Here is a 25,723-nt window from a genome sequence, read left to right on the forward strand (position 1 = left end):
ATGACTGCGATCAGACTGCTCCTCGTCGACGACGACCCGCTCGTGCGGGCCGGGCTGGCCCTCATGCTGGGCGGCGCCGAGGACGTGGAGATCGTCGGCGAGGCCGCCGACGGCGACGAGGTCGGGGCACTCGTCGACCGCACCCGCCCCGACGTCGTCCTCATGGACATCCGGATGCCGGTGGTCGACGGTCTCACGGCGACCGAGCGGCTGCGTGCCCGCGCGGACGCGCCCCACGTCGTCGTGCTCACCACCTTCCACGCGGACGAACAGGTGCTGCGTGCCCTGCGGGCCGGCGCCGCCGGTTTCGTCCTCAAGGACACCCCGCCCGCGCAGATCCTCGACGCGGTGCGCAGGGTCGCGGCCGGTGACCCCGTCCTGTCGCCCGCCGTCACCCGGCGGCTGATGGAGCAGGCGGCCGGCACCGCCCCCGACACGCGCCGTGCACGGCAGGCACGCGCGCGTGCACGCCTGGACGCGCTCAACGACCGCGAGCGCGAGGTCGCCGTCGCCGTCGGCCGCGGCATGGCCAACGCCGACATCGCGCCCCACCTCTTCATGAGCGTCGCCACGGTCAAGGCCCACGTCTCCCGCATCCTGGCCAGGCTCGACCTCGACAACCGGGTGCAAATCGCCCTGCTGACGTACGACGCGGGACTCCTGGACGACCTCCCGGACGACACCCCTAAGGCGTGAGCGTCTCGGGGATCTCCGCCAGCCGTACGGGTCTGCGCTCGCGGCGGGAGACGTCGCAGGCCTCCGCGATCCGCAGGGCCTGCAGCGCCTCGCGCCCTTCGCAGGGGTTGGCCCGCTCACCTCGCACCACCTGCACGAAGGTGGTCAGCTCGGCCTCGTAGGCGGGTCCGAAACGCTCCACGAAGCCGGTCCACGGCTTGTCGGCGGCCGGCGGCCCGGTCGGCTCGGTGGACGCGATCGGCGTACGGTCGTCCAGGCCCACGACGATCTGGTCCAGCTCCCCGGCCAGCTCCATGCGGACGTCGTACCCCGCTCCGTTCAGCCGCGTCGCCGTCGCCGTGGCCAGCGTTCCGTCGTCCAGCGTGAGCAGCGCGGCGCCGGTGTCCACGTCGTCCGCCGCGCGGAACATCGGCGGACCGGCGTCGGACCCGGCGGCGTACACGTCGACGACCTCCCGCCCGGTCACCCAGCGCAGCACGTCGAAGTCGTGGATGAGCGTGTCCCGGTAGAGCCCGCCGGACTGCGGCAGGTACTCGGCGGGCGGCGGTGCCTGGTCGCTGGTCACGGCCCGTACGGTGTGCAGCCGGCCGAGCCGCCCCGAGCGCACCGCCTCCCGGGCCCCCGCGTAACCGGTGTCGAACCGGCGCTGGAAGCCCATCTGGAGGATCGTCCCGGCGGCCTCCACCTCCGCGATCGCCTGTAAAGTCCCCGGCAGGTCCAGCGCGATGGGCTTCTCGCAGAACACCGGGAGACCCGAACGGGCCGCCCGGCCGATCAGTTCCGCGTGGGCCGGCGTCGCCGTGGTGATCACCACCGCGTCCACGCCCCACTGGAAGATCTCGTCCACTCCCGGTGCCGCCGTCTCGCCCAGCCGGTGGGCCAGCTCCTGGGCCCGCGCGATGTCGGCGTCCGTGAGGATCAGGGACCCGACGTCGCGGTGGCGGCTGAGCGTGTTGGCGTGAACGGTGCCGATACGGCCCGTACCGATGACCCCGATGCGCATGGAATCAAAGTGGGCTCACAGCCCGCACCCTGTCAATGCGTATGTCAGGACAATCGGACCGCGCAACTTCCCGTCACCTGCGCACAGAGCTACGCTCGGCCCGTGCCGAAACCAGAAGTGGACCCCACCGTGGCGCTGGACCTCAGCGTGGATCGCAGCAGCCCCGTGCCGCTGTACTTCCAGCTGTCGCAGCAGCTGGAGGCGTCGATCGAGCACGGTGCGCTGACCCCCGGCAGTCTGCTCGGCAACGAGATCGAGCTGGCCGCCCGGCTCGGTCTGTCCCGGCCCACCGTCCGCCAGGCCATCCAGTCGCTCGTCGACAAGGGCCTGCTCGTGCGCCGCCGGGGAGTCGGCACCCAGGTCGTGCACAGCAAGGTCCGGCGCCCGCTGGAGCTCAGCAGCCTCTTCGACGACCTGGAGGCGGCGGGGCAGCGTCCGGCCACGAAGGTCCTGGTCAACACCGTCGTCCCCGCGACCGCAGAGGTCGCCGCCGCGCTCGGCGTGGCCGAGGAGAGCGACGTGCACCGCGTCGAACGGCTCCGGCTGACGCACGGGGAGCCGATGGCGTACATGTGCAACTACCTGCCGCCCGGCCTCCTCGACCTGGACACCGGGCAGCTCGAGGCCACCGGCCTCTACCGGCTGATGCGCGCCGCCGGGATCACCCTGCACAGCGCCCGGCAGACCATCGGCGCCCGCGCCGCCACCGACGGCGAGGCCGAGCGGCTCGGCGAGGACGCGGGCGCGCCGCTGCTCACCATGGAGCGCACGACGTTCGACGACACGGGACGGGCGGTCGAGTTCGGCACTCACACCTACCGGCCGTCCCGCTACTCCTTCGAGTTCCAGCTGCTCGTGCGGTCCTGACCCGAACCGGCCAGGTCCCGAACCGGCCAGGTCCCGAACCGGCCAGGTCCCGAACCGTACCGGTCGGTCCTGAACAGCGCTGTCCGCAGGCGGCTCCCGTCGTGCGGGTTCGTCGCAATGTCCGGACAATGTGACCGTCGGCCGATCCCCGGAGGCACGTGCTCCGCTTGTGTGTCGGACAATGGGGCGTTTGGGGTTTCCAGAACCCGGACGGCCGGGGCCTGGAAGGCCTCGCACGCACAGCACGGCACAGCAAGAAGGGCACGGCCTCGTGGCACGGTTTCGGACATGGGTGGGCATCGCGCTGGCCGGGGCACTGACGGTGTCCCTGGCCGGCTGCAGCAGCACCGGCGGCAAGCGCGCCGAGGACGCCCGCAAGGCCGCGTCGGCCGAGGGCAGGGCGGCGGTGAACACACCCCGTTGGACCTTCGCGATGATCACTCACTCGGGCGACGGCGACACCTTCTGGGACATCGTCCAGAGCGGCGCCGAGCAGGCCGCGGTCAAGGACAACATCAACTTCCTGTACTCCCACGACGACGAGGCGCAGCAGCAGGCCCAGCTCGTGAACGCGGCCATCGACAAGAAGGTCGACGGCATCATCGTCACCCTCGCCAAGCCCGACGCGATGAAGTCCGCCCTCGCCCGCGCGCACAAGGCGGGCATCCCCGTGATCACGGTGAACTCCGGCTCCGAGGAGTCCAAGGAGTTCGGCGCCCTCACCCACGTCGGCCAGGACGAGACCATCGCCGGCGAGGCCGTGGGCGAGGAACTGAACGAGCGGGGCCGCAAGCAGGCGATCTGCGTGCTCCACGAGCAGGGCAACGTCGGCCACGAGCAGCGCTGCGACGGCGTCGAGAAGACCTTCGACGGCAAGGTCCAGCGGCTCTACGTCAACGGCACCAGCATGCCCGACGTGCAGTCCGCCATCGAGGCCAAGCTCCAGACCGACAAGTCCGTCGACGCCGTGGTCACCCTCGGCGCCCCCTACGCCGACACCGCCGTCAAGGCCAAGCAGGACGCCGGCAGCAAGGCCGAGATCGACACCTTCGACCTCAACGCCAAGGTGGCCGCCGGACTCGAGGACGGCACCCTCGGTTTCGCCGTCGACCAGCAGCCCTACCTCCAGGGCTACGAGGCCGTCGACCTGCTCTGGCTGTACAGGTACAACGCCGACGTCCTCGGCGGCGGCCGCCCGGTGCTCACCGGGCCGCAGATCATCACCAAGGACGACGCCGCCGCGCTGGCCGACTACACGAAGCGGGGCACCCGATGAACGCCACGCAGGTGAAGGAGGCCGACGAACGGCTCCTGCACACATCGGCGCTGCGCAAGCTCATGGGCCGCCCCGAGCTGGGCTCCGTCGTCGGCGCGATCGCCGTCTTCGTCTTCTTCGCGTTCTTCGCCGACAGCTTCCTGCACGCCGCCAGCCTCAGCACGGTGCTCTACGCCGCCTCCACGATCGGCATCATGGCCGTCCCGGTGGCCCTGCTGATGATCGGCGGCGAGTTCGACCTGTCCGCGGGCGTCATGGTCACCTCCTCGGCGCTGGTGTCGTCGATGTTCAGCTACCAGATGACCGCCAACGTCTGGGTCGGCGTCGGCGTGTCGTTGCTGGTCACCCTGGCGATCGGCGCCTTCAACGGCTTCATGCTCACCCGCACCGAACTGCCCAGCTTCATCATCACGCTCGGCACGTTCCTCATGCTGACCGGCCTGAACCTGGGCTTCACCAAGCTCATCGACAGCACCGTCTCCACCAAGTCGATCGCCGACATGGAGGGCTTCCCCTCCGCCCGCGACGTCTTCGCCTCCACGATCACCATCGGCGGCGTCGGCTTCAAGGTGACCATCCTGTGGTGGTTCGCCCTGGTCGCCGTCGCCAGCTGGATCCTGCTGCGCACCCGCGCGGGCAACTGGATCTTCGCGGTCGGCGGCAACAAGGACGCCGCCCGCGCGGTGGGCGTCCCGGTCACCAAGACCAAGATCGGCCTCTACATGGGCGTCGGCCTCGGTGCCTGGATCTCCGGCCAGCACCTGCTCTTCTCCTACGACGTCGTCCAGTCCGGCGAGGGCGTCGGCAACGAGCTGATCTACATCATCGCGGCCGTCATCGGCGGCTGCCTGATCACCGGCGGCTACGGCAGCGCCGTCGGCTCGGCGGTCGGCGCGTTCATCTTCGGCATGACCAGCAAGGGCATCGTCTTCGCCGAGTGGAACCCCGACTGGTTCAAGTTCTTCCTCGGAGCGATGCTGCTCCTCGCGACCCTGCTCAACGCCTGGGTCCGCAAGCGCGCGGAGGCCACCAAGTGACGCAGACCGAAAGCCGTACGGCGCTCGTCGAGCTGTCCGGCGTCAGCAAGAACTACGGCAACGTCCGCGCCCTCGAAGGCGTGTCCCTGGAGGTGCACGCCGGGGAGATCACCTGCGTCCTGGGCGACAACGGCGCGGGCAAGTCCACCCTCATCAAGATCATCGCCGGGTTGCACCAGCACGACGGCGGCACACTGAGCCTGGACGGCGAGGAGACCCGACTCGCCTCCCCGCGCGAGGCCCTGGACCGCGGCATCGCCACCGTCTACCAGGACCTCGCCGTCGTCCCGCTCATGCCGGTCTGGCGCAACTTCTTCCTCGGCTCCGAGCCGCGCAAGGGCGTCGCCCCGTTCAAGCGCATGGACGTCGACCACATGCGCCGCACCACCCACGCCGAACTGCTGCGCATGGGCATCGACCTGCGCGACGTCGACCAGCCCATCGGCACCCTCTCCGGCGGCGAACGCCAGTGCGTGGCGATCGCCCGCGCGGTGTACTTCGGGGCGAAGGTCCTCGTCCTGGACGAGCCGACGGCGGCGCTCGGCGTCAAGCAGTCGGGCGTCGTCCTCAAGTACGTGGCGGCGGCCCGCGACCAGGGCCTCGGTGTCGTCCTCATCACCCACAACCCCCACCACGCGTACCTCGTGGGCGACCGCTTCGTCCTCCTGAAGCGCGGCACGATGGTCGGCAATCAGATGCGTGACGATGTGACGCTGGACGAGCTGACCCAGCAGATGGCCGGTGGAACGGAGCTGGACGATCTACGCCATGAACTGGAACGCAGGTAAGGGGCGCGGGGCTGCGTCGATGTGCGGCCTCCGCCGCGTGGGTGCGACCAGCCACGACGTACCGGCAGCCGGCAACGAACCGCTCCACCCACCCCCTTTCCATTCGGCACCCGGCACCCCCGTGCGGCACAATCGCACCCGATGAGCACCTACCGCGACTTCACCGCCCCCATCGGATCCCGCCGCGCCCCGGTCCTGCGCACCGTGGGCACGAGGGAACGCCGCTCGCACCTCACGGCACCCCGCGTGCCCACGGTCGGCATCGACATCGGCGGCACGAAAGTCATGGCGGGCGTCGTCGACGCCGACGGCAACATCCTGGAGAGGCTCCGCACGGAGACCCCGGACAAGTCCAAGAGCCCGAAGGTCGTCGAGGACACCATCGTCGAGCTGGTCCTGGACCTCTCCGACCGGCACGACGTGCACGCCGTCGGCATCGGCGCGGCCGGCTGGGTCGACGCCGACCGCAACCGCGTCCTGTTCGCCCCCCACCTGTCCTGGCGCAACGAACCGCTGCGCGACCGCCTCGCCGGCCGCCTGGCCGTCCCCGTCCTGGTGGACAACGACGCCAACTCCGCCGCCTGGGCCGAGTGGCGCTTCGGCGCCGGCCGCGGCGAGGACCACCTGGTCATGATCACCCTCGGCACCGGCATCGGCGGCGCGATCCTGGAGGACGGGCAGGTCAAGCGCGGCAAGTACGGCGTCGCCGGCGAGTTCGGGCACATGCAGGTCGTCCCAGGCGGCCACCGCTGCCCGTGCGGCAACCGCGGCTGCTGGGAGCAGTACAGCTCGGGGAACGCCCTGGTCAGGGAGGCCCGCGAGCTGGCCGCCGCCGACTCGCCGGTGGCGTACGGGATCATCGAGCACGTCAAGGGCAGCATCGGCGACATCACCGGCCCGATGATCACCGAGCTGGCCCGCGAGGGCGACGCGATGTGCGTCGAGCTGCTCCAGGACATCGGGCAGTGGCTCGGCGTCGGCATCGCCAACCTCGCCGCGGCCCTCGACCCGTCCTGCTTCGTGATCGGCGGCGGGGTCAGCGCCGCCGACGACCTGCTGATCGGCCCCGCGCGCGACGCCTTCAAGCGTCAGCTCACCGGTCGCGGCTACCGCCCCGAGGCCCGCATCGTCCGCGCCCAGCTCGGCCCCGAGGCCGGCATGGTGGGCGCCGCCGACCTGGCCCGGCTGGTCGCCCGCCGCTTCCGCCGGGCCAAGCGGCGCCGGGTGGAGCGCTACGAGCGCTACGAACGGTACGCCGAGGCCCGCCGCTCGTCCCGGGAGTCGCTGTGACGGAGACCCTGCCGCAGCGGGCGGCGTCCCCGAAGGAGCCCGGGCCGCCGCCCGAGGACCGCCGGCACATGATCCGCCGCCGTGCGCTCACGCTGCTCATCATCGTGCTGCTCATCGGCGTCCCGGCCGGCTACCTCGCGATCTCCGCCGGCCAGAGCCGGGACAGCGGCCGGGACAAGGAGGCGAAGTACGCGGCGACCGGCATGACCGACGGCTGGCCGTCCAAGCTGCAGCGCCGCATCTACGAGGTGCCCGTCCCGGTCCCGTCCGACGAGGTCGCGTACTACGAGACGAACAACTGGAAGACCAGCCGGCTCTACGTCCAGTTCGAGACCACGAACGCGGGTCTCGACGTCTTCCTGGCGGGGCTGGGCGTCGACCGGGACGCGCTGAAGAAGGACAGGATCGCGATCAGCGACCGCGCCCAGCGGGTCACCGGCTGGGAGTTCGGCGGGTCCGGTTCCTGGTGGGGCGTCGTCAACGAGCAGGAGAACCCGGCGCCGACCCAGGACGTCGTCGTGAACATGGAAAACCCGGACTACCCGATGGTCTACGTCGTCTCGCACACCGTTCCGTAGGGTCGCCCGGGCCCGGCGGCGGCCGTCGGAGCCGATTGTCAGACCCCGCCCGTAGAGTCGAAGACATCTGATCGGGCCGACGGGCGGGAGGTGACAGGACGTATGAGCGACACGGCCGTGACGGACACCACGGCTCCCGGACGAGCGGGGGAGCGGACGGCGGAGCCGGGGGAGGCGACGCGACACGCGGCGGCGTCCGTCCCCGTCCGGCTCGCGGCCGTCTTCCTGCCCGCATCCCTCCCGCGCGAGGGCCGGATCGCCTTCTGGGACCCGGACGGCGGGCCCGTCACCGGCCCGGTCCCCGCCCACGACGCCGACGGCGGCGTCGCCCCGGCGCCCGGGGCAGGTGCCGTCGGCACGCATCCCGGGAGCGGTCCGGCCGGGGACACGCAGGCGGGGGACGGCGCGCAGGCCGCGGCGGTCACCGGCGCCGGAGCGCGGCCGGGCGGCCGGGGCGCGGAGCTGACCGTAGTGCGGCCGCACGGCGCCGGGGTGCGCCGCAGGACCACTCCCGCGGTGTCCCTGCCGCTCGCCGAGGCGCTGCCCCTCCTGGTGCGCGCCCGGCACGACCCGGCCGCCCACCCCGCCACCGCCTGCTGGGGCGCGGCGGCCCTGCACGCCCTGCGGCTGACCGCGCGCGGACGGCTGCTGCCGGGCCTGACCGCGACCGGGCACGACGCCTGGCGGGCCGGCCCGCTCGACCCCGACGACATCGCGCACCTGCGGGCCGTGGCCGCCGCCCTGCCCCCCGAGGGCCACGCGGTCCCCCTCGACGGCCCGGGACCGATCCGGATCCCGGAGCCGGAAGCGCTGATCCGCGCCTTCCTCGACGCGGTCGCCGACACCCTCCCCCGCACTCCGGCCGCGTCCCACGCCTCCGGCCGCCCGTTCGCCGCCCGCGGGGCCCAGCACCTGCCCGACGCCCACGACTGGGCCGCCGAGGTCGCCGCGGGCATGGACGCGGGCGTGCGGATCTCGCTCCGCCTCGACCTGTCGGCGTACGACCTGTTCGACCACGACGGGGACGGGGGCGCGGGCACGGAAGGCGGCGGCAGCGTCGGTGTGCGCAACGCGGGCGCGGCGATCGTCCAGGTGCACAGCCTCGCCGACCCCACGCTCGTCGCAGACGCCGCGGACCTGTGGGCGGGGGCGGCCGACGCGTCGTTCGGCGCCCGCGCGCGCGTGGACGCCGCCCTCGCGGTGCGCCGCGCGGCGCGGGTCTGGCCGCCGCTGGACCGGCTCACCGAACAGGACGTCCCCGACGTCCTCGCCCTGTCCGAAGAGGAGGTCACCGACCTCCTGGGCGTGGCGGCGGGCCGGCTCGCCGCCGCGGGCGTCGCCGTGCACTGGCCCCGCGACCTGGCCCAGGACCTCACCGCGACCGCCGTGGTCAGGACCGCGCCCGGTTCGGCGACCGACGGCACGGGCTTCTTCGAGAGCGAGGACCTGCTCCAGTTCCGCTGGCAGCTCGCGATCGGCGGCGACCCGCTCACCGAGGCCGAGATGGACACCCTGGCGGAGGCCCACCGCCCGGTCGTCCGGCTCCGCGACCGGTGGGTGCTGGTCGACCCCTCGCTCGTCCGCCGCGCCCGTAAACGCGACCTGGGCCTGCTCGACCCCGTCGACGCCCTCTCCGTCGCCCTCACCGGCAGCGCCGAGGCCGACGGCGAAACGGTCGACGTGGTGCCCGTCGGCGCGCTGGCCGCCCTGCGCGACCGGCTCACCGCCGGCGTGCGCCCCGCCGCACCACCTCCCGGCCTGCACGCCACCCTGCGCGACTACCAACTGCGCGGTCTGGGCTGGCTCGACCTCATGACCTCGCTCGGCCTCGGCGGCTGCCTCGCCGACGACATGGGCCTCGGCAAGACCGTCACCGTCATCGCCCTGCATCTGAAACGGGCCCGCGCCGAACCGACCCTCGTCGTCTGCCCGGCCTCCCTCCTGGGCAACTGGCAGCGGGAGATCGAGCGTTTCGCGCCCGGTGTCCCCGTCCGCCGCTTCCACGGACCCGACCGCACCCTCGACGACCTGACCGGCGGCTTCGTCCTCACCACCTACGGCACGATGCGATCCGCCGCCACGACTCTGGCCGGGCACCCCTGGGGCATGGTCGTCGCGGACGAGGCCCAGCACGTGAAGAACCCGTACTCGGCGACGGCGAAGGCCCTGCGTACGATCCCGTCCCCGGCGCGGGTGGCGCTGACCGGCACCCCCGTGGAGAACAACCTCTCCGAGCTGTGGGCGCTGCTCGACTGGACCACCCCCGGGCTGCTCGGCCCCCTGAAGTCCTTCCGCGCCCGGCACGCGCGCGCGGTGGAGAACGGCGAGGACGACCAGGCGGTGGAGCGCCTCGCCCGCCTCATCCGCCCCTTCCTGCTGCGCCGCAGGAAGTCCGACCCGGGCATCGTCCCCGAGCTGCCGCCGAAGACCGAGACGGACCACCCCGTCCCGCTCACCCGCGAACAGGCCGCGCTCTACGAGGCGGTGGTGCGCGAGTCGATGCTCGCCATCGAGGAGGCCGAGGGCATGGGCCGCCGCGGCCTCGTGCTCAAGCTGCTGACCTCGCTGAAGCAGATCTGCGACCACCCCGCGCTGTTCCTGAGGGAGGAGCACCCCCCGGGCGGGGCCGACCGGATGACCGCCCGCTCGGGCAAGCTCGCCCTGCTGGACGAGCTGCTGGACACGGTGCTCGCCGAGGACGGCTCGGCACTGGTCTTCACGCAGTACGTCGGCATGGCCCGCCTCGTCACCGCGCACCTGACCGCCCGCGCGGTCCCGGTCGACCTGCTGCACGGAGGCACGCCGGTGCCGGAGCGCGAGCGGATGGTGGACCGCTTCCAGAGCGGGGCGACCCCCGTCCTCGTCCTGTCCCTGAAGGCCGCCGGCACCGGCCTGAACCTCACCCGCGCCGGTCATGTCGTGCACTTCGACCGCTGGTGGAACCCGGCGGTGGAGGAACAGGCGACCGACCGCGCCTACCGCATCGGCCAGACCCAGCCGGTCCAGGTCCACCGGCTCATCACCGAGGGCACGGTCGAGGACCGCATCGCCGAGATGCTCCAGTCCAAGCGGGCCCTGGCCGACGCGATCCTCGGCTCCGGCGAGTCGGCCCTCACCGAGCTGACGGCACGTGAACTGTCCGACCTCGTCACCCTGCGGAGGCCGTGATGACCCCCGGTCCCGCCGACGAGGCCCGCCGCGCCCTGCGGGAGGCACGCGAGCGCGGCGAGGGAACGGGCGCGGGCGGGGAGCACGGGCCGGCGACACCGGCGTCGGCACCGTCGGCACCGTCGGCGCCGGCGCAGGGCCAGGAGGGCGCCCCGGGCGGGAAGCCCCCTGAGCCCGTCGAGCCACGCGCCGGGGACGCCGCCCGCGCCGCCTTGCGCAGGGCACGGCATGCGGAGGCGCACGACCCCGGGCACGCCTCTGACACGCCGTCACATCGGTCGAATCGGGCAGAGGTGACGGAGTCCGGAGAGCCGGCACGGCGGGGCGAGGCAGGGGACCGGTCCGACGACGCGACCACGCCGACCGCTCCCGACGAAGCCTCCCGCTCCGGTGCCGCGGACGGAGACGACAGCCGTCCCGCTGATGTGGCGCGGGAGGCGCTGCGGGCGGCGCGTCGGCAGGCCAAGGCGGCCGCGGCGTCCGAGAGCGCCGCGCATGCACGGCGGGCGCCCCGCCCGGCCGGCCGTCAGCGGCGGGCGGGCGGGGCGGGCACCGCCGACGTCCGCGCACGTGCCGTTCGGGACTTCGTCGCGGACGCCTTCCGACTCCCCTCGGAGGCGGACCCGCCCGAGGAGACCTCGTCGGCCGGGGAGACCGGAGAGAGCCTGCCTGCCGACAAGCGTGCCGGTCGGACCTCCCGCGCAGTGCGGGCGGCGCTCCCGTCGCCAGAGGCGGCCTCGTCGTCCGGCGTGGACCGTGCCACCGGCCCCGGTCCCGCGGCCTCCGGGGAGGGCCGGGCAGCGGCCTCGTCCCCCGAGTCCGTTCGGTCCCCCGAGTCCGCTCGGTCCCCTGAGCCCGCCCCGCCCCCCGAGTCCGCTCGGTCCCCTGAGCCCGCCCCGCCCCCCGAGTCCGCTCGGTCCCCCGAGCCTGCCCCGCCCCCCGAGCCTGCCCCGCCCCCCGAGCCCGCTCTGCCCCCCGAGCCCGCCCTGCCCCCCGGGTCCGCTCGGTCCCCCGAGCCCGCCCCGCCCCCCGGGTCCGCTCGGTCCCCCGAGTCCGCCCCGCCCCCCGGCGGCGGTCCAGTCAACGGGTCCGGTGCCGAGCCTGCCGCCATCCCGCCACGCGCCGGGTACGCACCGCGCCCCGAAGGCTCGGCACCCGACCGCGAGCGGCCGGAACGGCCGAAGCGTCCGCAGCAGCCGTCGGCCAGGCGTGACCGGGACGCCGACGCCGCCCACTCCGCACCGCCCGCGCGACGTCGTGCACCCCGCTCGATGGGGGCCCCGGGCCGCGACGGCGAACTCCGGCGCACCTTCCCCGCGCTCGCTCCCAGGGATGCCGCGGACGAGGGCCTCGCCGGGACCTGGTGGGGGAACGCGTGGGTGACCGCGCTGGAAGAGGGCGCCCTGGACCCCGCGCGGCTGGAGCGCGGGCGCGGATACGCCGAGCGGGGGCGCGTGGACGCCATCACCGTGACCCCCGGGCTGGTCCTCGCCTACGTACAGGGCAGCCGCGCCCGGCCGTACCGCGTGCAGGTGCGGCTGCGGACACTCGCCGACGCCGACTGGGACCGGTTCCTGGACGCCGCCGTCGAACGGCCCGGGCACATCGCCGCCCTCCTCGACAAGGAACTGCCCCACTCCCTGGCCGACCTGGCGGACCGCGGCGTCCCGCTGCTCCCCGGCCCCGGCGACCTCACCCCGCAGTGCAGCTGCCCCGACTCCGGGCACCCCTGCAAACACGCCGCCGCCCTCTGCTACCAGACGGCACGTCTGCTCGACGCCGACCCCTTCGTGCTCCTCCTGCTGCGCGGCCGGGGCGAACGCGCGCTGCTCGACGCCCTGTCCCGGCGCAACGCCGCCCGCGCGGCCCGCGCCGCCCAGGAGCGCGGACCGGCGCCCCTGCCCGGCGTCCGCGCCGGGGAAGCCCTTGCCCGGCGCGTCCTGCCGCCCCTCCCGGCGCCGCTGCCCGCGCCCCCGCACCCGGAACAGCCGCCGGCCTACCCGGCCGCCCCGGGCGGCCCGGACCCGTTCGCGCTGGACCAGCTCGCCACCGACGCCGCCGTCCGCGCCCACGCCCTGCTCACCACCGGGCGCGACCCGGTCGGCGGGCTGACGCTGTGGCAGGACGCCGTCCGCCTGGCGGCGGCACGCCCGGGCTCCGGCCTCACCGCGGGCACTCGCGCGCTCTACGCCTCCCTCGCCTCGGCCGCCGGGCGCGACACGGCGGAGCTGGCGCGCGCCGTCGCCGCCTGGCGGCAGGGCGGACCCGAGGGCCTCGACGTCCTGGAGGATCCCTGGGACCCGCCGGCCGGGCGTTTCGACCGCGCCCGCCCCCTGCTGCTCGCCGCCGACCTCCCCGCCTTCCGCCCCTGGCGCAACCGCCTCACCCACCCCCGGGGCCATGTCCAGCTCAGACTCGGCCGGACAGGCCTCTGGTACGCCTACGAGTCCGAGCCCGGCCGCGAGGACTGGTGGCCGCGCGGCACCCCCGACCTCGACCCGGTCGGCGCCCTGACCGGCCTGGGCACCCGAGTCGACCTCTGACTCCCGGGCACGAAGAGGGCGTTGTCTTCCACCGGCGGGATGTATAGCCTCACTCATGGCATGTGACATTGCACAGCGCGGGTGCTGGTGATCGACGCTGTCGGCTCGTGGCACTCGGAGGAGGGCCGTTGACCCTGAAGATCGTCGTCGTGGGTGCGGGAGTCGTCGGAGCCGCCTGCGCCTTCCACGCCGCCTCGGCGGGCATGGACGTCACGGTCGTCGACCGCGGGCCGGTGGGCGCCGGGACGACGAGCCGCGGCGAGGGCAACGTCCTCCTCTCCGACAAGGAACCCGGCCCCGAGCTCGCCCTGGCCCAGCTGAGCCGCACCCTGTGGGACGAGGCGGGCAAGGAGCTCGGTCCCGACTGCCTCGAACTCGAGCCCAAGGGCGGCCTGGTCGTCGCGAGCACCGCCGAAGGCCTCGCCGCGCTCGGCGAGTTCGCCGCCCGGCAGGAGGCGGCCGGTGTCCGCGTCGAGCCGGTCGACCGGGTGCGGGACCTCGAACCCCACCTCGCGCCCGGGATCCCCGGCGGCGTCCACTACCCGCAGGACGCGCAGGTGCAGCCGGTGCTGGCGGCGGCCGCGCTGCTGCGAGCCGCCGTAGAGCACGGCGCCCGCTTCCGCACCGGCGAGGTCGCGTCCGCCGTAACCGCCCGGGACGGCGGCCGAACCCCCGGGGACCGGTCGACCGGCGGCCGGATCACCGGCGTCCGGACGACCGCCGGTGACGTGCTGCCCGCCGACGCCGTCGTCAACGCCGCCGGGACCTGGGGCGGCGAGGTCGGACGGCGGCTCGGAGCACCCGTCGAGGTGCTGCCGCGCCGCGGCTTCGTCCTGGTGACGCAGCCGTTGCCGCCGATGGTCCGGCGCAAGGTCTACTCCGCGGACTACGTCGCCCATGTCGCTTCGTCCGACACCGGACTGGAGACCTCGTGCGTCGTCGAGGGCACGCGCGGCGGCACGATCCTCGTCGGCGCCAGCAGGGAACGCGTCGGCTTCGACACCACGCCGAACCCCGCCGTGGTCGCACGGCTCGCCGCGCAGGCGTGCCGGCTCTTCCCCTTCCTGCGCGGTGTCCACCTGATGCGCACCTACCGCGGCTTCCGGCCGTACTGCCCTGATCACCTGCCGGTCGTCGGCCCCGACCCGCGCGTGCCGGGCGTCGTCCACGCCTGCGGTCACGAGGGCGCGGGCATCGGCCTCGCCCCCGCGACCGGCGCGCTGGTGACGGCCCACCTGCTCGGCCGCCCCTGGCGCGGCGCCGACCCGGCCGCGCACACCGCTCTTCTCCCCGACCGCTTCCTCAGCCCCGGAGGTGCGCTCCAGTGAGCGAGATCGTCGTCGACGGCGCCCCCCTGCCGTTCACCGAGGGACAGACCGTCGCCGCGGCGCTCGTGGCCGCGGGTCGGGTCGCCTGGCGCACCACTCGCGTCGGACGCCGCCCACGGGGCGTCTTCTGCGGCATCGGCGTCTGCTTCGACTGCCTCGTCACGGTCGACGGAACCGGCGGGCAGCGCGCCTGCCTGGTGCCGGCCCGGCCCGGCATGACCGTCACGACGCGGGAGGACGACGATGAGTGAGCCGGCGGACCTCGTCGTCGTGGGCGCGGGCCCGGCGGGCATGGCCGCGACCGCCACCGCACTGGCCGGCGGACTGCGCGTCGTACTGGTCGACTCCGGGACCGCCCTCGGCGGACAGTACTGGCGGCACCCGCCGGAGCACGGGCGAGCGGCCCTCCCGACCGACGACCTGCACCACGGGTTGCGCGAATACCGCGCCCTGTGCCGGGCGTTGACGGCGCACCGGACGGCGGGCCGGCTCGACCTGCGCCTGGAACACCACGCCTGGTCCGCCGTCCGCGAGGGTGACGGATTCGCCGTCCACGTGGTCGACCGCCGCGCCGCGCCCCGGGAGACCGCGGGCGTCCTGCGCGCGCCGAGGCTCCTCGTGGCCACCGGTGCCTACGACCGTCAACTGCCCTTCCCCGGCTGGGACCTGCCCGCAGTCCTGACCGTCGGCGGCCTGCAGGCGCTGCTCAAGGGTGGCGGCGTGGCGGCCGGGAGCAGGGTGGTGCTGGGCGGCACCGGTCCGTTCCTGCTGCCGGTCGCCGCCGGTCTCGCCGCGCGCGGCGCCGAGGTCGTCGCGGTGTGCGAGGCGGCCCACCCGAGTGCCTGGCTGCGCCGTCCCGGTCCGCTGCTGCGCGACCCCGCCAAGTGGGCCGAGGGAGCCGGATACGCCGCCGCGCTCGCCCGCCACCGCGTCCCGGTCCGCCCGCGCACGGCGATCGTCGCCGCTGAAGGCGGCGAACGCGTGACGTCGGTGCGCATCGCCTCGCTCACGCCGGACGGCAGCCCTCGCCCGGGAACCGAACGACGCGTCGAGGTCGACGCCGTCGGCGTCGGCTGGGGCTTCACACCCCAGCTCGACCTGCTCGTCCCCCTCGGCTGCGCCCTCACGGACTCGGCGGACGGCAACGCGGTGGCCGTGGTCGACGCGGGGCAGCGCACCACCGTCCCCGGTCTCTACACCGCGGGGGAGACCTGCGGTGTGGGCGGGGCGGCGCTCGCCGTGAACGAGGGCCGACTGGCCGCGCGGTCGGTCCTCACCGACTCCGGTGCCGGCGCCGGCCACCTACGGGTGAACAGGCGCCCGGCGGCGGTGCGTTCGGCGGTGGCCCGGCAACGCGCCTTCGCCCGGGCGATGGCGCTGGCCCACCCGATCCCTGCCGCGTGGTCCTCGTGGCTCACCGACGATACCGTCGTGTGCCGCTGCGAGGAGGTGACCGCCGGAGCGGTCCGGACCGCCCGCGCGAACGGCGCCCACGACCACCGGCAGGTCAAGCAGCTGACCCGGGCCGGCATGGGCTGGTGCCAGGGCCGGATGTGCGGACCCGCCGTGCACTGCCTCACGGCACCGGAGCGGGCCTACGAGCCCGCGGAACGGCTCGTCGCGACGCCCGTCACCCTCGGCGCCCTCGCCGACCTCGACGAAGGAGCCCCACCCCGGGCTCCCGCGACACCCCATACCCCCGCGACACCCCGGACTCCCGCGACACCCCAGACTCCCGCGACACCGCAGGCCCCCGCGACACCCCTGCCCCCCACGGCACCGCCCGCACCGTCGGGACCAACGGTCAACGGCGCAACCGACAAGGAGTGTTCATGAGCGAGACCCGCAAGCCCTGGCACGGCGTCATCGTCGCGACCAGCCTGCCGTTCCACGACGATCTCTCGGTCGACTTCGGCGCCTACGGCGAGAGCGTCGCCCACCTCGCCGAGCAGGGCATGCACGGCGTCGCGCCCAACGGATCGCTCGGCGAGTACCAGACCCTCACGTACGAGGAGCGCGACCGCGTCGTCGAGACCGCCGTCGCCCACGCGCCCGCCGGGTTCACCGTCATGCCGGGCGTCGGCGCCTACGGCGGCGCGGAGGCCAGGCGGCACGCGCAGTTCGCCAAGGACGCGGGCTGCCAGGCGGTGATGTGCCTGCCGCCCAACACCTACCGCGCCGACGACCGCGCCGTGCTGGAACACTTCGAGACGGTGGCCTCGGTGGGCCTGCCCGTCACCGCGTACAACAACCCCATCGACACCAAGGTGGACCTGCGCCCCGACCTGCTGGCCAAGCTGCACGCCGAAGGGTTCGTCGTGGGCGTCAAGGAGTTCTCCGGCGACGTCCGGCGCTGCTACGAGATCGCCGAGCTGGCCCCCGGCCTCGACCTCGTGATCGGCACCGACGACACCGTGCTGGAGGTCGCCCTGGCGGGAGCCAAGGGCTGGGTCGCCGGGTACCCACAGGTCTTCCCCCGGGCCTGCCTCGCCCTGTACGAGGCGTCGGTCGCGGGCGACCTGGAGACGGCACTGCCGCTCTACCGTCGGCTGCACCCGGTGCTGCGGTGGGACAGCAGGACGGAGTTCGTCCAGGCCATCAAGCTCGGCCAGGAGCTGACCGGCCGACGCGGTGGTGTGTGCCGCCCGCCGCGGCAGCCGCTGGCTCCGGAGACGGAGGCCGTCGTACGCGCCGCCACCCAGGCCCTGATCGACGCGGGGGTGAACTGACGATGCGCTCGACGGTCTGCTACCACGCCGTCGACTCGCACACCGAGGGCATGCCCACCCGCGTGATCACCGGCGGGGTGGGCGTCCTCCCCGGTGCGACGATGTTCGAGCGACGGCAGCGGTTCGTCGCGGAACGCGACGACCTGCGCACCCTGCTCATGTGCGAACCACGCGGACACGCCTCGATGTCCGGGGCGATCCTGCAGCCGCCCACCCGCCCGGACGCCGACTACGGCGTGCTCTTCGTCGAGGTCTCCGGCTGTCTGCCGATGTGCGGGCACGGCACCATCGGGGTCGCCACGGTCCTCGTCGAGACCGGCATGGTGGAGGTGGCCGAACCGGAGACCCTGGTACGGCTCGACACACCGGCCGGACTCGTCACGGCCCGGGTGCGGGTGCGCGACGGCCACGCCGAGTCGGTCACCCTGGAGAACGTGGCGTCCTACTGCCACGCACTCGACCAGGTCGTCGACGTCCCCGGCCACGGCCGGGTGCGCTACGACATCGCCTACGGCGGCAACTTCTACGCCTTCGTCCGCACCGACGACCTCGGCATCCCCTTCGAACGGGCGCACAAGCAGCGGCTGCTCGACGCGGGACTGGCCGTCATGGACGCGATCAACAAGCAGAACCCGGTGTCCCACCCGGAGAATCCGGAGATCGACGTGTGCCACCACGTCTACCTCGAGGCCCCCGGATCCACCGCGGAGCACTCACGGCATGCCATGGCGATCCACCCGGGATGGTTCGACAGATCGCCCTGCGGCACGGGCACCAGCGCCCGGATGGCACAGCTGCACGCCCGCGGCCTGCTACCGGCCGGCCGGGACTTCGTCAACGAGTCGTTCATCGGCTCCCGGTTCGTCGGCCGGATCCTCGGCGAGACGATCGTCGGTGACCGCCCGGCCGTCCTCCCGTCCGTCACCGGCCGCGCCTGGATCACCGGCACCGCGCAGTACCTGCTCGACCCCGCGGACCCCTACCCGGCCGGGTTCACCCTCTGACGGACGGAGCGGTGCCGTCCGCCCACAGCGTGCGGACGTGTGTGAGATGGCGGCGCATGCACTCCTCGGCCTCGGCACCGCGGCCGGCCACCATCAGATCCAGCAGGTCGACGTGCTCCTGGGCCGAAGCGACCAGCCGCCCCGCCTCGTTGAGGCTCCCCAGCCCGAACAGGCGGGAGCGCTTGCGCAGGTCGGCGACCACCTCCACGAGATGCCGGTTGCCGGCCAGGCCCAGCAGCGCGAGGTGGAAGCGGTGGTCGGCTTCGAGGTACGCGAGGACGTCGTGCTCCCGGGCCGCGGTGACGATCTGCAGCGCCAGCGGCCGGAGGGCCTCCAGTTGCTCGGCGGTCGCGGTCGCGGCGACGCGTCCCACGGTGGGAACCTCGATCAGGGTCCGCAGCTCGGTGAACTCGTCCAGGTCCCGCTCGGTCATCTCCGTGATGCGAAACCCCTTGTTGCGCACCGCCTCGACCAGCCCCTCCCTGGCCAGGTCCAGCATGGCCTCGCGCACCGGAGTGGCGGAGACGCCGAGTTCGGCGGCCAGGGAGGGAGCGGAGTAGACGACACCGGGACGCAGATCGCCGGCGATGAGGGCGGCCCGGAGCGCGTCGGCGACCTGGTCGCGCAGATGGGTCTGGACGGAGATCGCCCGGGACTTGAGATGCGGCATCCGTGCTCCTGCGTCCGGCCGGCCAATGGCGCCTCACCATACAATGTCACGTTGCGCCCACCACGGGCCGCACGATGTCCGGTTATCGACGGTCCGCGGTAAATGCCTGGACTGCGCGCCTGGTCCGACGGGAGACTTCCGACTTCCGAACCACCGGGAGTGTGATGGGGACCACAGACACGCGAGGGCAGGCACCGGGCAGGAGCGCGGTCGTCCTGGCGCTGCGCCACTACGGCCGGGAACTACTGCGACAACGACGACTCGCCCTGCCCGCGCTGCTGCTGCCGGCCGTCGGCAACATCGGCATCCGCTACGTCGCGCCGCTGCTGATCGCCAAGTTGGCCGGGCAGGCGGCCGACGGCGGCGGACTCGCCCTCGGCCCGGCACTGCCGTACGTGCTGGGCTTCGGCGTGACGCTGCTGCTCGCCGAGGCCGTCTGGCGGATCGGGCAGCACTGCCTGAACCGCGTGGACGCGCTCGGCATGGAGCACCTCTACGTGCGCGGCATGGACGAACTCCTCGCCAAGGACGCCGCGTTCTTCCACGACAACTTCGCCGGCTCCCTGACCAAGCGGGTGCTCGGCTACGGCAAGCGCTTCGAGGACTTCGTCGACACACTGACGTACCGCATCGTGGGCAGCCTCGTCCCGCTGGTGTTCGGGGCCGCGGTGCTGTGGAGCTACGAACCGATGCTGGTCGTCGGCCTGTTCGCGATGATCGCGCTGACCGTGGCGGCCGCGACCCCGCTGATCCGGCGCAGACAACGGCTCGTCAACGACCGGGAAGCGGCGATCGCCCGGGTCTCCGGCCATGTCGCCGACAGTCTCATGAACATGGAGACCGTCCGCGCCTTCGCGGCCGAGCGCCGGGAGGGGGCCGAACACCGCAGCCGGGTCGCGGAGTCCCGGCGCCTCACGCTGAAGTCGTGGGACTACGGCAACCTGCGCGTCGACACCCTGATCGCCCCCCTGTCCGTCCTGACCAACGTGCTGGGCCTGGTGGTCGCCCTCGCCCTCGGCGGCCCGGGCCAGGGCGTGGAGGAGGTCGTCGTCGCCTTCACCTACTACTCCAACGCCACCCAGATCATGTTCGAGTTCAACCAGATCTACCGGCGGCTGGAGAGCTCGATGACCGAGGCCGCGCAGTTCACGGAGCTGCTCCTCGACCCGCCCACCGTGCTGGACGCCGACGAGCCCGAACCGCTCGCGCCCAAGGACACCGGCGTCCGCTTCGAGGCGGTCACCTTCGCCCACACGGGCGCCGAGCCGATCTTCCGGGGACTCGACCTGGACGTGCCCGCGGGCGCACGGATCGGCCTCGTCGGCAGGTCCGGCGGCGGCAAGACCACGCTCACCCGGCTCCTGCTGCGGATGTCGGACATCGACCACGGCCGCATCCTGATCGGCGGCCAGGACATCAGCCGGCTGCGCCAGACCGACCTGCGCTCACTGATCGCCTACGTCCCGCAGGAACCCGCCATGTTCCACCGCAGCCTGCGGGACAACATCGCCTTCGCCCGGCCCGGTGCCACCGACGAGGAGATCCACGCGGCCGCCGCGGCCGCCCACGTCACCGAGTTCGCCCACCAGCTGCCCGACGGCTTCGCCACCCTGGTGGGGGAGCGGGGCGTGAAACTGTCGGGCGGCCAGCGCCAGCGCGTCGCCCTCGCCCGGGCCATCCTGCGCGACGCCCCGATCCTCCTGCTCGACGAGGCGACCAGCGCGCTGGACTCGGAGAGCGAGATCCTCGTCCAGGACGCCCTGTGGCGGCTGATGGACGGACGTACGGCCCTGGTGGTCGCCCACCGGCTGAGCACCGTCGCCGGAATGGACCGCCTCGTCGTCCTCGACCGCGGACGCGTCGTCGAGCAGGGCAGCCACGAGAAACTGCTCGCGACGGACGGTGCCTACGCCCGGCTGTGGCAGCACCAGTCGGGCGGCTTCCTCGGCGAGAGCGCCGACTCGCCCACCGGGCACCCCGCCCCCGAGGCCGACCCCGGCGACCCGCACGGACCGGCCGACCCGGTTCCGGTGGCATGACGGGCACTCGGGGCGCGCACCGTCACCCGGACGCCTGACCGGCCGGGACGGAGACCGGGAACGCCGGGGCACGACCGTGGCGCCCGCCGCGCCGGCCGGCGGCTGCAGCGCGGCCGGCGCGGTGCCCGACTCGACCCAATGAGTGACCGTCGTCCGGTTTACCGGCGTTCCGGGAAGGCACTCCATGAGTGTTCTTCCCGCCTGCCCAGGAGAGCCGCATGACCCAAGCCGCCGACTTCGTCCTCCAGCGCCTGACCGAGCGGGGCGTCAAGCGGATGTACGGCTGTCCGGGTGACGGCAGCAACGAACTCACCGGACGCCACTGATGCGCAGCGGCTCGACACCGCCGGACGAGGGCGGCCCCACGCCGTTGGACGCGTGCACGGTCGACGCGGTCGACGTGCACGCCTTCGAGGTGCCCACCGACGGCCCCGACGGCAAGGAGCAGGACGGCACCCTGGAGTGGGACTCCACGACGCTCGTCCTCGTCCGGGTGCACGCCGGCGGCCGGACCGGCATCGGCTACACCTACGGCGACGTCTCGGCCGCCGTGTTCGCGCAGTCGAAGCTGGCCCCGGTGATCGAGGGCGCGAGCGTGGCCGCGCCGGCGGCGCTGAGCCGGCGGACGGCCGCGCAGATGCGCAACGCGGGCCGTCCCGGCGTCGGGGCCATGGCCCTGTCGGCCGTCGACGTGGCGCTGTGGGACCTCAAGGCACGGCTGCTGGACCTGCCCCTGGTCCACCTGCTGCCCGCCCACCACGACCGGGTGCCCGTCTACGGCAGCGGCGGCTTCACCAACTACTCCCTGGACCGGCTCACCGAGCAGCTCACCGGCTGGATCGCTCAGGGCATCCCCCGCGTGAAGCTGAAGACCTCGCGCCGGCCCGAGCACGACGCCGAACGCCTCACCGCCGTACGCGAGGCGATCGGCACCGCACCGGAACTGTTCGCCGACGCCAACGGCGCGCTCGGCCGCAAGGACGCCCTGTACTGGGCGCGGCGCTTCCACGAGGAATGGGACGTGCGCTGGTTCGAGGAACCCGTCAGCTCCGCGGACCTGGAAGGGCTGCGGATGCTGCGCGAGCGGGGACCGGCGCGGCTGGAGATCGCCGCGGGGGAGTACGCCTTCACCGCCCAGGACTTCGCCAACCTCACCGAGGGCCCCGCCGGCCCGGCCGTCGACTGCCTCCAGGCCGACGTCACCCGCTGCGGCGGCATCACCGGCGTCCTGGAGATCGCCGGACTGTCGGCCGTCCGGCACCTGGACCTGTCCGCGCACTGCGCCCCGGCGATCTCCGCCCACGCCTTCTGCGCCGTACGCCGACTGCGGCACCTGGAGTACTTCCACGACCACCTGCGCGTCGAGCACCTGCTGTTCGACGGCACCCTGTCGCCCGAGGACGGCGCCCTGCGCCCCGACACCGGCCGGCCGGGACTCGGTCTCGACGTCAAGTGGGCCGACGCGGAGCCCTATCGCGTCCACGGCACCCGCCCGTCCTGACCAGCCCCCGTACCACGAGGAGATCCGACACCCGATGGCAAAGGCAACGCGCGACGTACCCACCAAGACCGACGTCGACATCGCGGGACCGCCGCGTGCCCGGCAGACCATCGACGTCGGGAAACTGGAACGCGCCCTGCGCAAGGCGGTCGACGGCGAGGTCCGCTTCGACACCGGCTCACTCGGCCTGTACGCGCAGGACGCGTCGAACTTCCGGCAGGTGCCGATCGGTGTCGTCGTCCCGCGCACCCTGGACGACGTCGAAGCGGTGCACAAGATCTGCCACCGCTTCGACGCCCCGGTCCTCAACCGCGGCGGCGGCACCAGCCTGTCCGGCGAGACCGTCAACGAGGCCGTCGTCATCGACCACTCCAAGTACCTGACGGCCATCGGTGAACTCGACGTGGACCGCCGCCTGGTGACGTGCGAGACCGGCGTCATCAACGAAGTCCTCAACCGGTACACCGGCGAACAGGGCCTGATCTTCGGACCCGACCCGTCCACCCACTCCCGGTGCGCCATCGGCGGCAACCTCGGCAACAACTCCTGCGGCATCCACTCGGTCCAGTCGCAGCTGTACGGCCCCGGCCCGCGCACGAGCGACAACGTCGAGGCCCTGGAGGTCGTCACCTACGACGGCGCCCGCTTCTGGATCGGCGTGAACGAGGAGGAACACCTCGACGAGATCATCGCCGCGGGCGGCCGCAAGGGCGAGATCTACGCGGGACTGCGCGACCTGCGCGACAAGTACGCCGACACCGTCCGGGCCCGCTTCCACTCCGAGAAGCAGGTCCCGCGCCGCGTCTCCGGCTACAACCTCGACGAACTGCTGCCGGAGCGCGGCTTCAACGTCGCACGCGCCCTGGTGGGCACCGAGAGCACCTGCGCCACGGTCCTCAGGGCCGTCCTCAAGCTCACCCCCGCGCTGCTGGAGCGCACCACCGTGGTGGTGGAGTACGACGACCTCGCCGACGCCGCCGAACACTGCGAGGAGATCGTCGAACGCTGGCGCCCGATCGGCCTGGAGGCCCTGGACGACGAACTCATCCGGGACCAGCAGGAACAGAACATGCACGTGGAGGACATCAAGGAACTGCCGCGCCTGGGCGGCGGCGCCTGGCTCGTCGTCCAGTTCGGCGCGGACACCCGGGAGGAGTCCGCCGGCCGGGCCGACGCGTTCATCGAGTGGCTCACCGGCGACAAGGGCTACGCCCGCGACCGCATCCGCCTGGCCAGGAGCACCCAGGAGGGCGGCACCAGCGAACACCTGTGGGCGATCCGGGAGAGCGGCCTCGGCTCCACCGCGTTCCCGCCCGACGGCAAGGACCACTGGCCCGGCTGGGAGGACTCCGCCGTTCCGCCGGACCGCATCGGCGAGTACGTGCGCAAGCTGCGCCGGGTCATGGACCGGCACGACATCAGGGGCGCCATGTACGGCCACTTCGGCCAGGGCTGCATCCACTCCCGGCTCAGCTTCGACCTGCGCACCGCCGACGGCCTCGCCACCTACCGGGCGTTCATGGAGGACGCCGCCGACCTGGTCGTCTCGCTCGGCGGGTCGGTCTCCGGCGAGCACGGCGACGGACAGCAGCGCGGCGAACTCCTGGAGAAGCAGTACGGCGCCGAACTGCTCCAGGCCATGCGCGAGTTCAAGGCCGTGTGGGACCCGCGGGCCAAGATGAACCCCGGCAAGGTCGTCGACCCCTACCGGATGGACGAGAACCTCAAGCTCGGCACCGACTACAACCCGCCGCGCATTCCCCTGAAGTTCGCCTACCCGGAGGACGGCGGCGACTTCGCGCACGCCACCCTGCGCTGCGTCGGCATCGGCAAGTGCCGCGTCCCGCAGGCCGAGACGACGATGTGCCCCAGTTTCCAGGTGACCCGCGAGGAGAAGCACACCACCCGCGGCCGCGCCCGCATGCTGTACGAAATGCTCAAGGGCGACGTCGTCACCGACGGCTGGCAGTCCCACGAGGTCAAGGAGGCCCTCGACCTCTGCCTGGCCTGCAAGGGCTGCACCAACGACTGCCCCGTCAACGTCGACATGCCCACCTACAAGGCGGAGTTCCTGCACCACCACTACAAGTCGGCCAAGCGGTGGCGCCCCCGGCACGCCTACGCCTTCGGCTACATCGACCGGGCCGCCCGCCTCGCCTCCCACATCCCCGAGATCGCCAACATCGCCACCCAGACACCCGGCCTGTCGCAGCTGGCCAAACTGGTCGCCGGCATCGACCGCAAGCGCCCGCTGCCCAGCTTCGCGCCGATGACCCTCCAGGAGTGGTTCACCCGGCGCGGCGGCACCACCAACCCGACCGGACGGCCCGTAGTCCTCTTCCCCGACACCTTCAACAACTACTTCCACACCCAGGTCGGCGTGGCCTGCGTCGAGGCCATCGAGGCGGCCGGCTGGCGCGTCGTCATGCCCGAACAGCACATCTGCTGCGGACGCCCCCTGTACGACTACGGCTTCCTGGACGAGGCCGAACGCTACCTCCACCGGGTCCTGGACATCCTGCGGCCCGAACTGCGCGCCGGCACGCCCGTCGTGGGCATGGAACCGAGCTGCCTCGCGGTCTTCAAGGACGAGCTGCCCAAGCTGCTCCCGCACGACGACGACGCCAAGCGCCTGACCCGCAACGCCCTGCACTTCGCCGAGTTCTTCCAGACCTACGGGATCAAGCCGCCCGCCCTGGAGGGCAAGGCACTCCTGTGGGGCCACTGCCATCAGCGGGCCACCGGCGGCATGAGCGCCGACCGGCAACTCCTGGAGGGCATGGGCCTCGAAGTGGAGGACCTGCAGGGAGGCTGCTGCGGGCTGGCCGGGTCCTGGGGCTTCGAGTCCGGCAAGTACGACATCTCCGTGGACTGCGGTGAACAGGCCCTCCTGCCCGCGGTCCGCGACACCGAGGACGACCGTGTCGTCGTCGCCGACGGCTTCTCCTGCAAGACACAGATCAAGGACGCCGGCACCGGCCGCGAGGCCCTGCACCTCGCCGAGATCATGAAACTGGCCCGCGAACAGGGCGCACGCGCCACGTCCGACGGTGCCGTGAGCGCCGCCCCGGCCCGTCCGGCTCCGCCGTGGCGCACCCGCGCCCTGCGGGTCTCGGCCGCCGTGGCCCTGGCCGCGGCCGTCGCCGCGGTCGGCGTCCGCGCGGCACGCTCCTGAAACCGGCCCGTGTCCGACCCGGAAACCGGCC

19 protein-coding genes are annotated in these 25,723 nt (G+C 73.3%); 17 read left to right on the forward strand and 2 right to left on the reverse strand.

All coding sequences use genetic code 11. The features are described 5' to 3' along the window. Positions 1–696 (forward strand): response regulator transcription factor, encoded by a 696-nt coding sequence (locus AB0P07_RS18685; protein ID WP_365551903.1) that lies wholly within the window; start codon positions 1–3, stop codon positions 694–696. On the opposite strand, the gene AB0P07_RS18690 is transcribed toward AB0P07_RS18685, so the two are convergent. After that, entirely contained in the window at positions 686–1,699 is a 1,014-nt protein-coding gene (locus tag AB0P07_RS18690; RefSeq protein WP_365551905.1) for a Gfo/Idh/MocA family oxidoreductase, read from the reverse strand. The two genes, AB0P07_RS18685 and AB0P07_RS18690, sit on opposite strands and share 11 nt — an antisense overlap. Positions 1,700–1,828: 129 nt before the next feature. Here AB0P07_RS18690 and AB0P07_RS18695 point away from each other — a divergent pair, with 129 nt between their 5' ends. The 13 genes from AB0P07_RS18695 (at position 1,829) to AB0P07_RS18755 (ending at position 18,307) form a co-directional block, all read left to right on the forward strand. Continuing rightward, positions 1,829–2,566 carry a myo-inositol degradation transcriptional regulator gene (locus AB0P07_RS18695; protein ID WP_125635275.1) on the forward strand — a complete coding sequence of 246 codons (738 nt, stop codon included), beginning with the start codon at positions 1,829–1,831 and terminating at the stop codon, positions 2,564–2,566. A 271-nt stretch (positions 2,567–2,837) separates the two neighbouring features. Then, complete coding sequence (locus AB0P07_RS18700; RefSeq protein ID WP_365551906.1) at positions 2,838–3,842, forward strand: sugar ABC transporter substrate-binding protein; 1,005 nt, start codon at positions 2,838–2,840, stop codon at positions 3,840–3,842. Continuing rightward, entirely contained in the window at positions 3,839–4,879 is a 1,041-nt protein-coding gene (locus AB0P07_RS18705) for an ABC transporter permease (protein WP_365551908.1), read from the forward strand. Before AB0P07_RS18700 ends, AB0P07_RS18705 begins: the two co-directional genes overlap by 4 nt. Further along, positions 4,876–5,667 carry an ATP-binding cassette domain-containing protein gene (locus tag AB0P07_RS18710; protein WP_365551910.1) on the forward strand — a complete coding sequence of 264 codons (792 nt, stop codon included), beginning with the start codon at positions 4,876–4,878 and terminating at the stop codon, positions 5,665–5,667. Before AB0P07_RS18705 ends, AB0P07_RS18710 begins: the two co-directional genes overlap by 4 nt. A 141-nt stretch (positions 5,668–5,808) precedes the next feature. Next, positions 5,809–6,957: an ROK family glucokinase gene (locus tag AB0P07_RS18715; protein ID WP_365551912.1), complete on the forward strand. Its 1,149-nt coding sequence runs from the start codon at positions 5,809–5,811 to the stop codon at positions 6,955–6,957. Continuing rightward, positions 6,954–7,535, forward strand: a complete 582-nt coding sequence (locus AB0P07_RS18720; protein WP_365551914.1) for a sugar kinase — start codon at positions 6,954–6,956, stop codon at positions 7,533–7,535. The genes AB0P07_RS18715 and AB0P07_RS18720 overlap by 4 nt, the downstream gene beginning before the upstream one ends. A gap of 102 nt (positions 7,536–7,637) precedes the next feature. Next, positions 7,638–10,703, forward strand: coding sequence for a DEAD/DEAH box helicase (locus AB0P07_RS18725; protein WP_365551916.1), 3,066 nt, complete (start codon positions 7,638–7,640; stop codon positions 10,701–10,703). Further along, positions 10,703–13,246 carry an SWIM zinc finger family protein gene (locus AB0P07_RS18730; protein ID WP_365551917.1) on the forward strand — a complete coding sequence of 848 codons (2,544 nt, stop codon included), beginning with the start codon at positions 10,703–10,705 and terminating at the stop codon, positions 13,244–13,246. Before AB0P07_RS18725 ends, AB0P07_RS18730 begins: the two co-directional genes overlap by 1 nt. Positions 13,247–13,374: 128 nt before the next feature. Beyond that, positions 13,375–14,574, forward strand: coding sequence for an FAD-dependent oxidoreductase (locus AB0P07_RS18735; RefSeq protein WP_365551919.1), 1,200 nt, complete (start codon positions 13,375–13,377; stop codon positions 14,572–14,574). Beyond that, entirely contained in the window at positions 14,571–14,825 is a 255-nt protein-coding gene (locus AB0P07_RS18740; RefSeq protein WP_365551921.1) for a (2Fe-2S)-binding protein, read from the forward strand. The genes AB0P07_RS18735 and AB0P07_RS18740 overlap by 4 nt, the downstream gene beginning before the upstream one ends. Then, entirely contained in the window at positions 14,818–16,410 is a 1,593-nt protein-coding gene (locus AB0P07_RS18745; RefSeq protein WP_365551922.1) for an NAD(P)/FAD-dependent oxidoreductase, read from the forward strand. Before AB0P07_RS18740 ends, AB0P07_RS18745 begins: the two co-directional genes overlap by 8 nt. Continuing rightward, the gene (locus tag AB0P07_RS18750) at positions 16,407–17,303 is read left to right on the forward strand and encodes a dihydrodipicolinate synthase family protein (protein ID WP_365551924.1); all 897 of its coding nucleotides are present in this window, start codon (positions 16,407–16,409) and stop codon (positions 17,301–17,303) included. Before AB0P07_RS18745 ends, AB0P07_RS18750 begins: the two co-directional genes overlap by 4 nt. A gap of 2 nt (positions 17,304–17,305) precedes the next feature. Then, entirely contained in the window at positions 17,306–18,307 is a 1,002-nt protein-coding gene (locus AB0P07_RS18755) for a proline racemase family protein (protein ID WP_365551926.1), read from the forward strand. Here the strand turns inward: AB0P07_RS18755 and AB0P07_RS18760 are convergent. Beyond that, entirely contained in the window at positions 18,297–18,977 is a 681-nt protein-coding gene (locus AB0P07_RS18760) for a GntR family transcriptional regulator (protein WP_365551928.1), read from the reverse strand. The genes AB0P07_RS18755 and AB0P07_RS18760 overlap by 11 nt on opposite strands. A 164-nt stretch (positions 18,978–19,141) precedes the next feature. Here AB0P07_RS18760 and AB0P07_RS18765 point away from each other — a divergent pair, with 164 nt between their 5' ends. The 3 genes from AB0P07_RS18765 to AB0P07_RS18775 all read left to right on the forward strand — a co-directional run bounded on the left by AB0P07_RS18765 (position 19,142) and on the right by AB0P07_RS18775 (position 25,692). Further along, positions 19,142–21,016 (forward strand): ABC transporter ATP-binding protein, encoded by a 1,875-nt coding sequence (locus AB0P07_RS18765; RefSeq protein ID WP_365551930.1) that lies wholly within the window; start codon positions 19,142–19,144, stop codon positions 21,014–21,016. A gap of 325 nt (positions 21,017–21,341) precedes the next feature. Further along, on the forward strand, positions 21,342–22,517 hold the full coding sequence (locus tag AB0P07_RS18770; RefSeq protein ID WP_365551932.1) for an enolase C-terminal domain-like protein: 1,176 nt from the start codon (positions 21,342–21,344) through the stop codon (positions 22,515–22,517). 34 nt (positions 22,518–22,551) lie between these two features. After that, positions 22,552–25,692, forward strand: a complete 3,141-nt coding sequence (locus tag AB0P07_RS18775) for an FAD-linked oxidase C-terminal domain-containing protein (protein WP_365551934.1) — start codon at positions 22,552–22,554, stop codon at positions 25,690–25,692. Positions 25,693–25,723: the final 31 nt, after the last annotated feature.

Source organism: Streptomyces sp. NPDC085944, from assembly GCF_040686295.1.
Lineage (GTDB): Bacteria > Actinomycetota > Actinomycetes > Streptomycetales > Streptomycetaceae > Streptomyces > Streptomyces salinarius.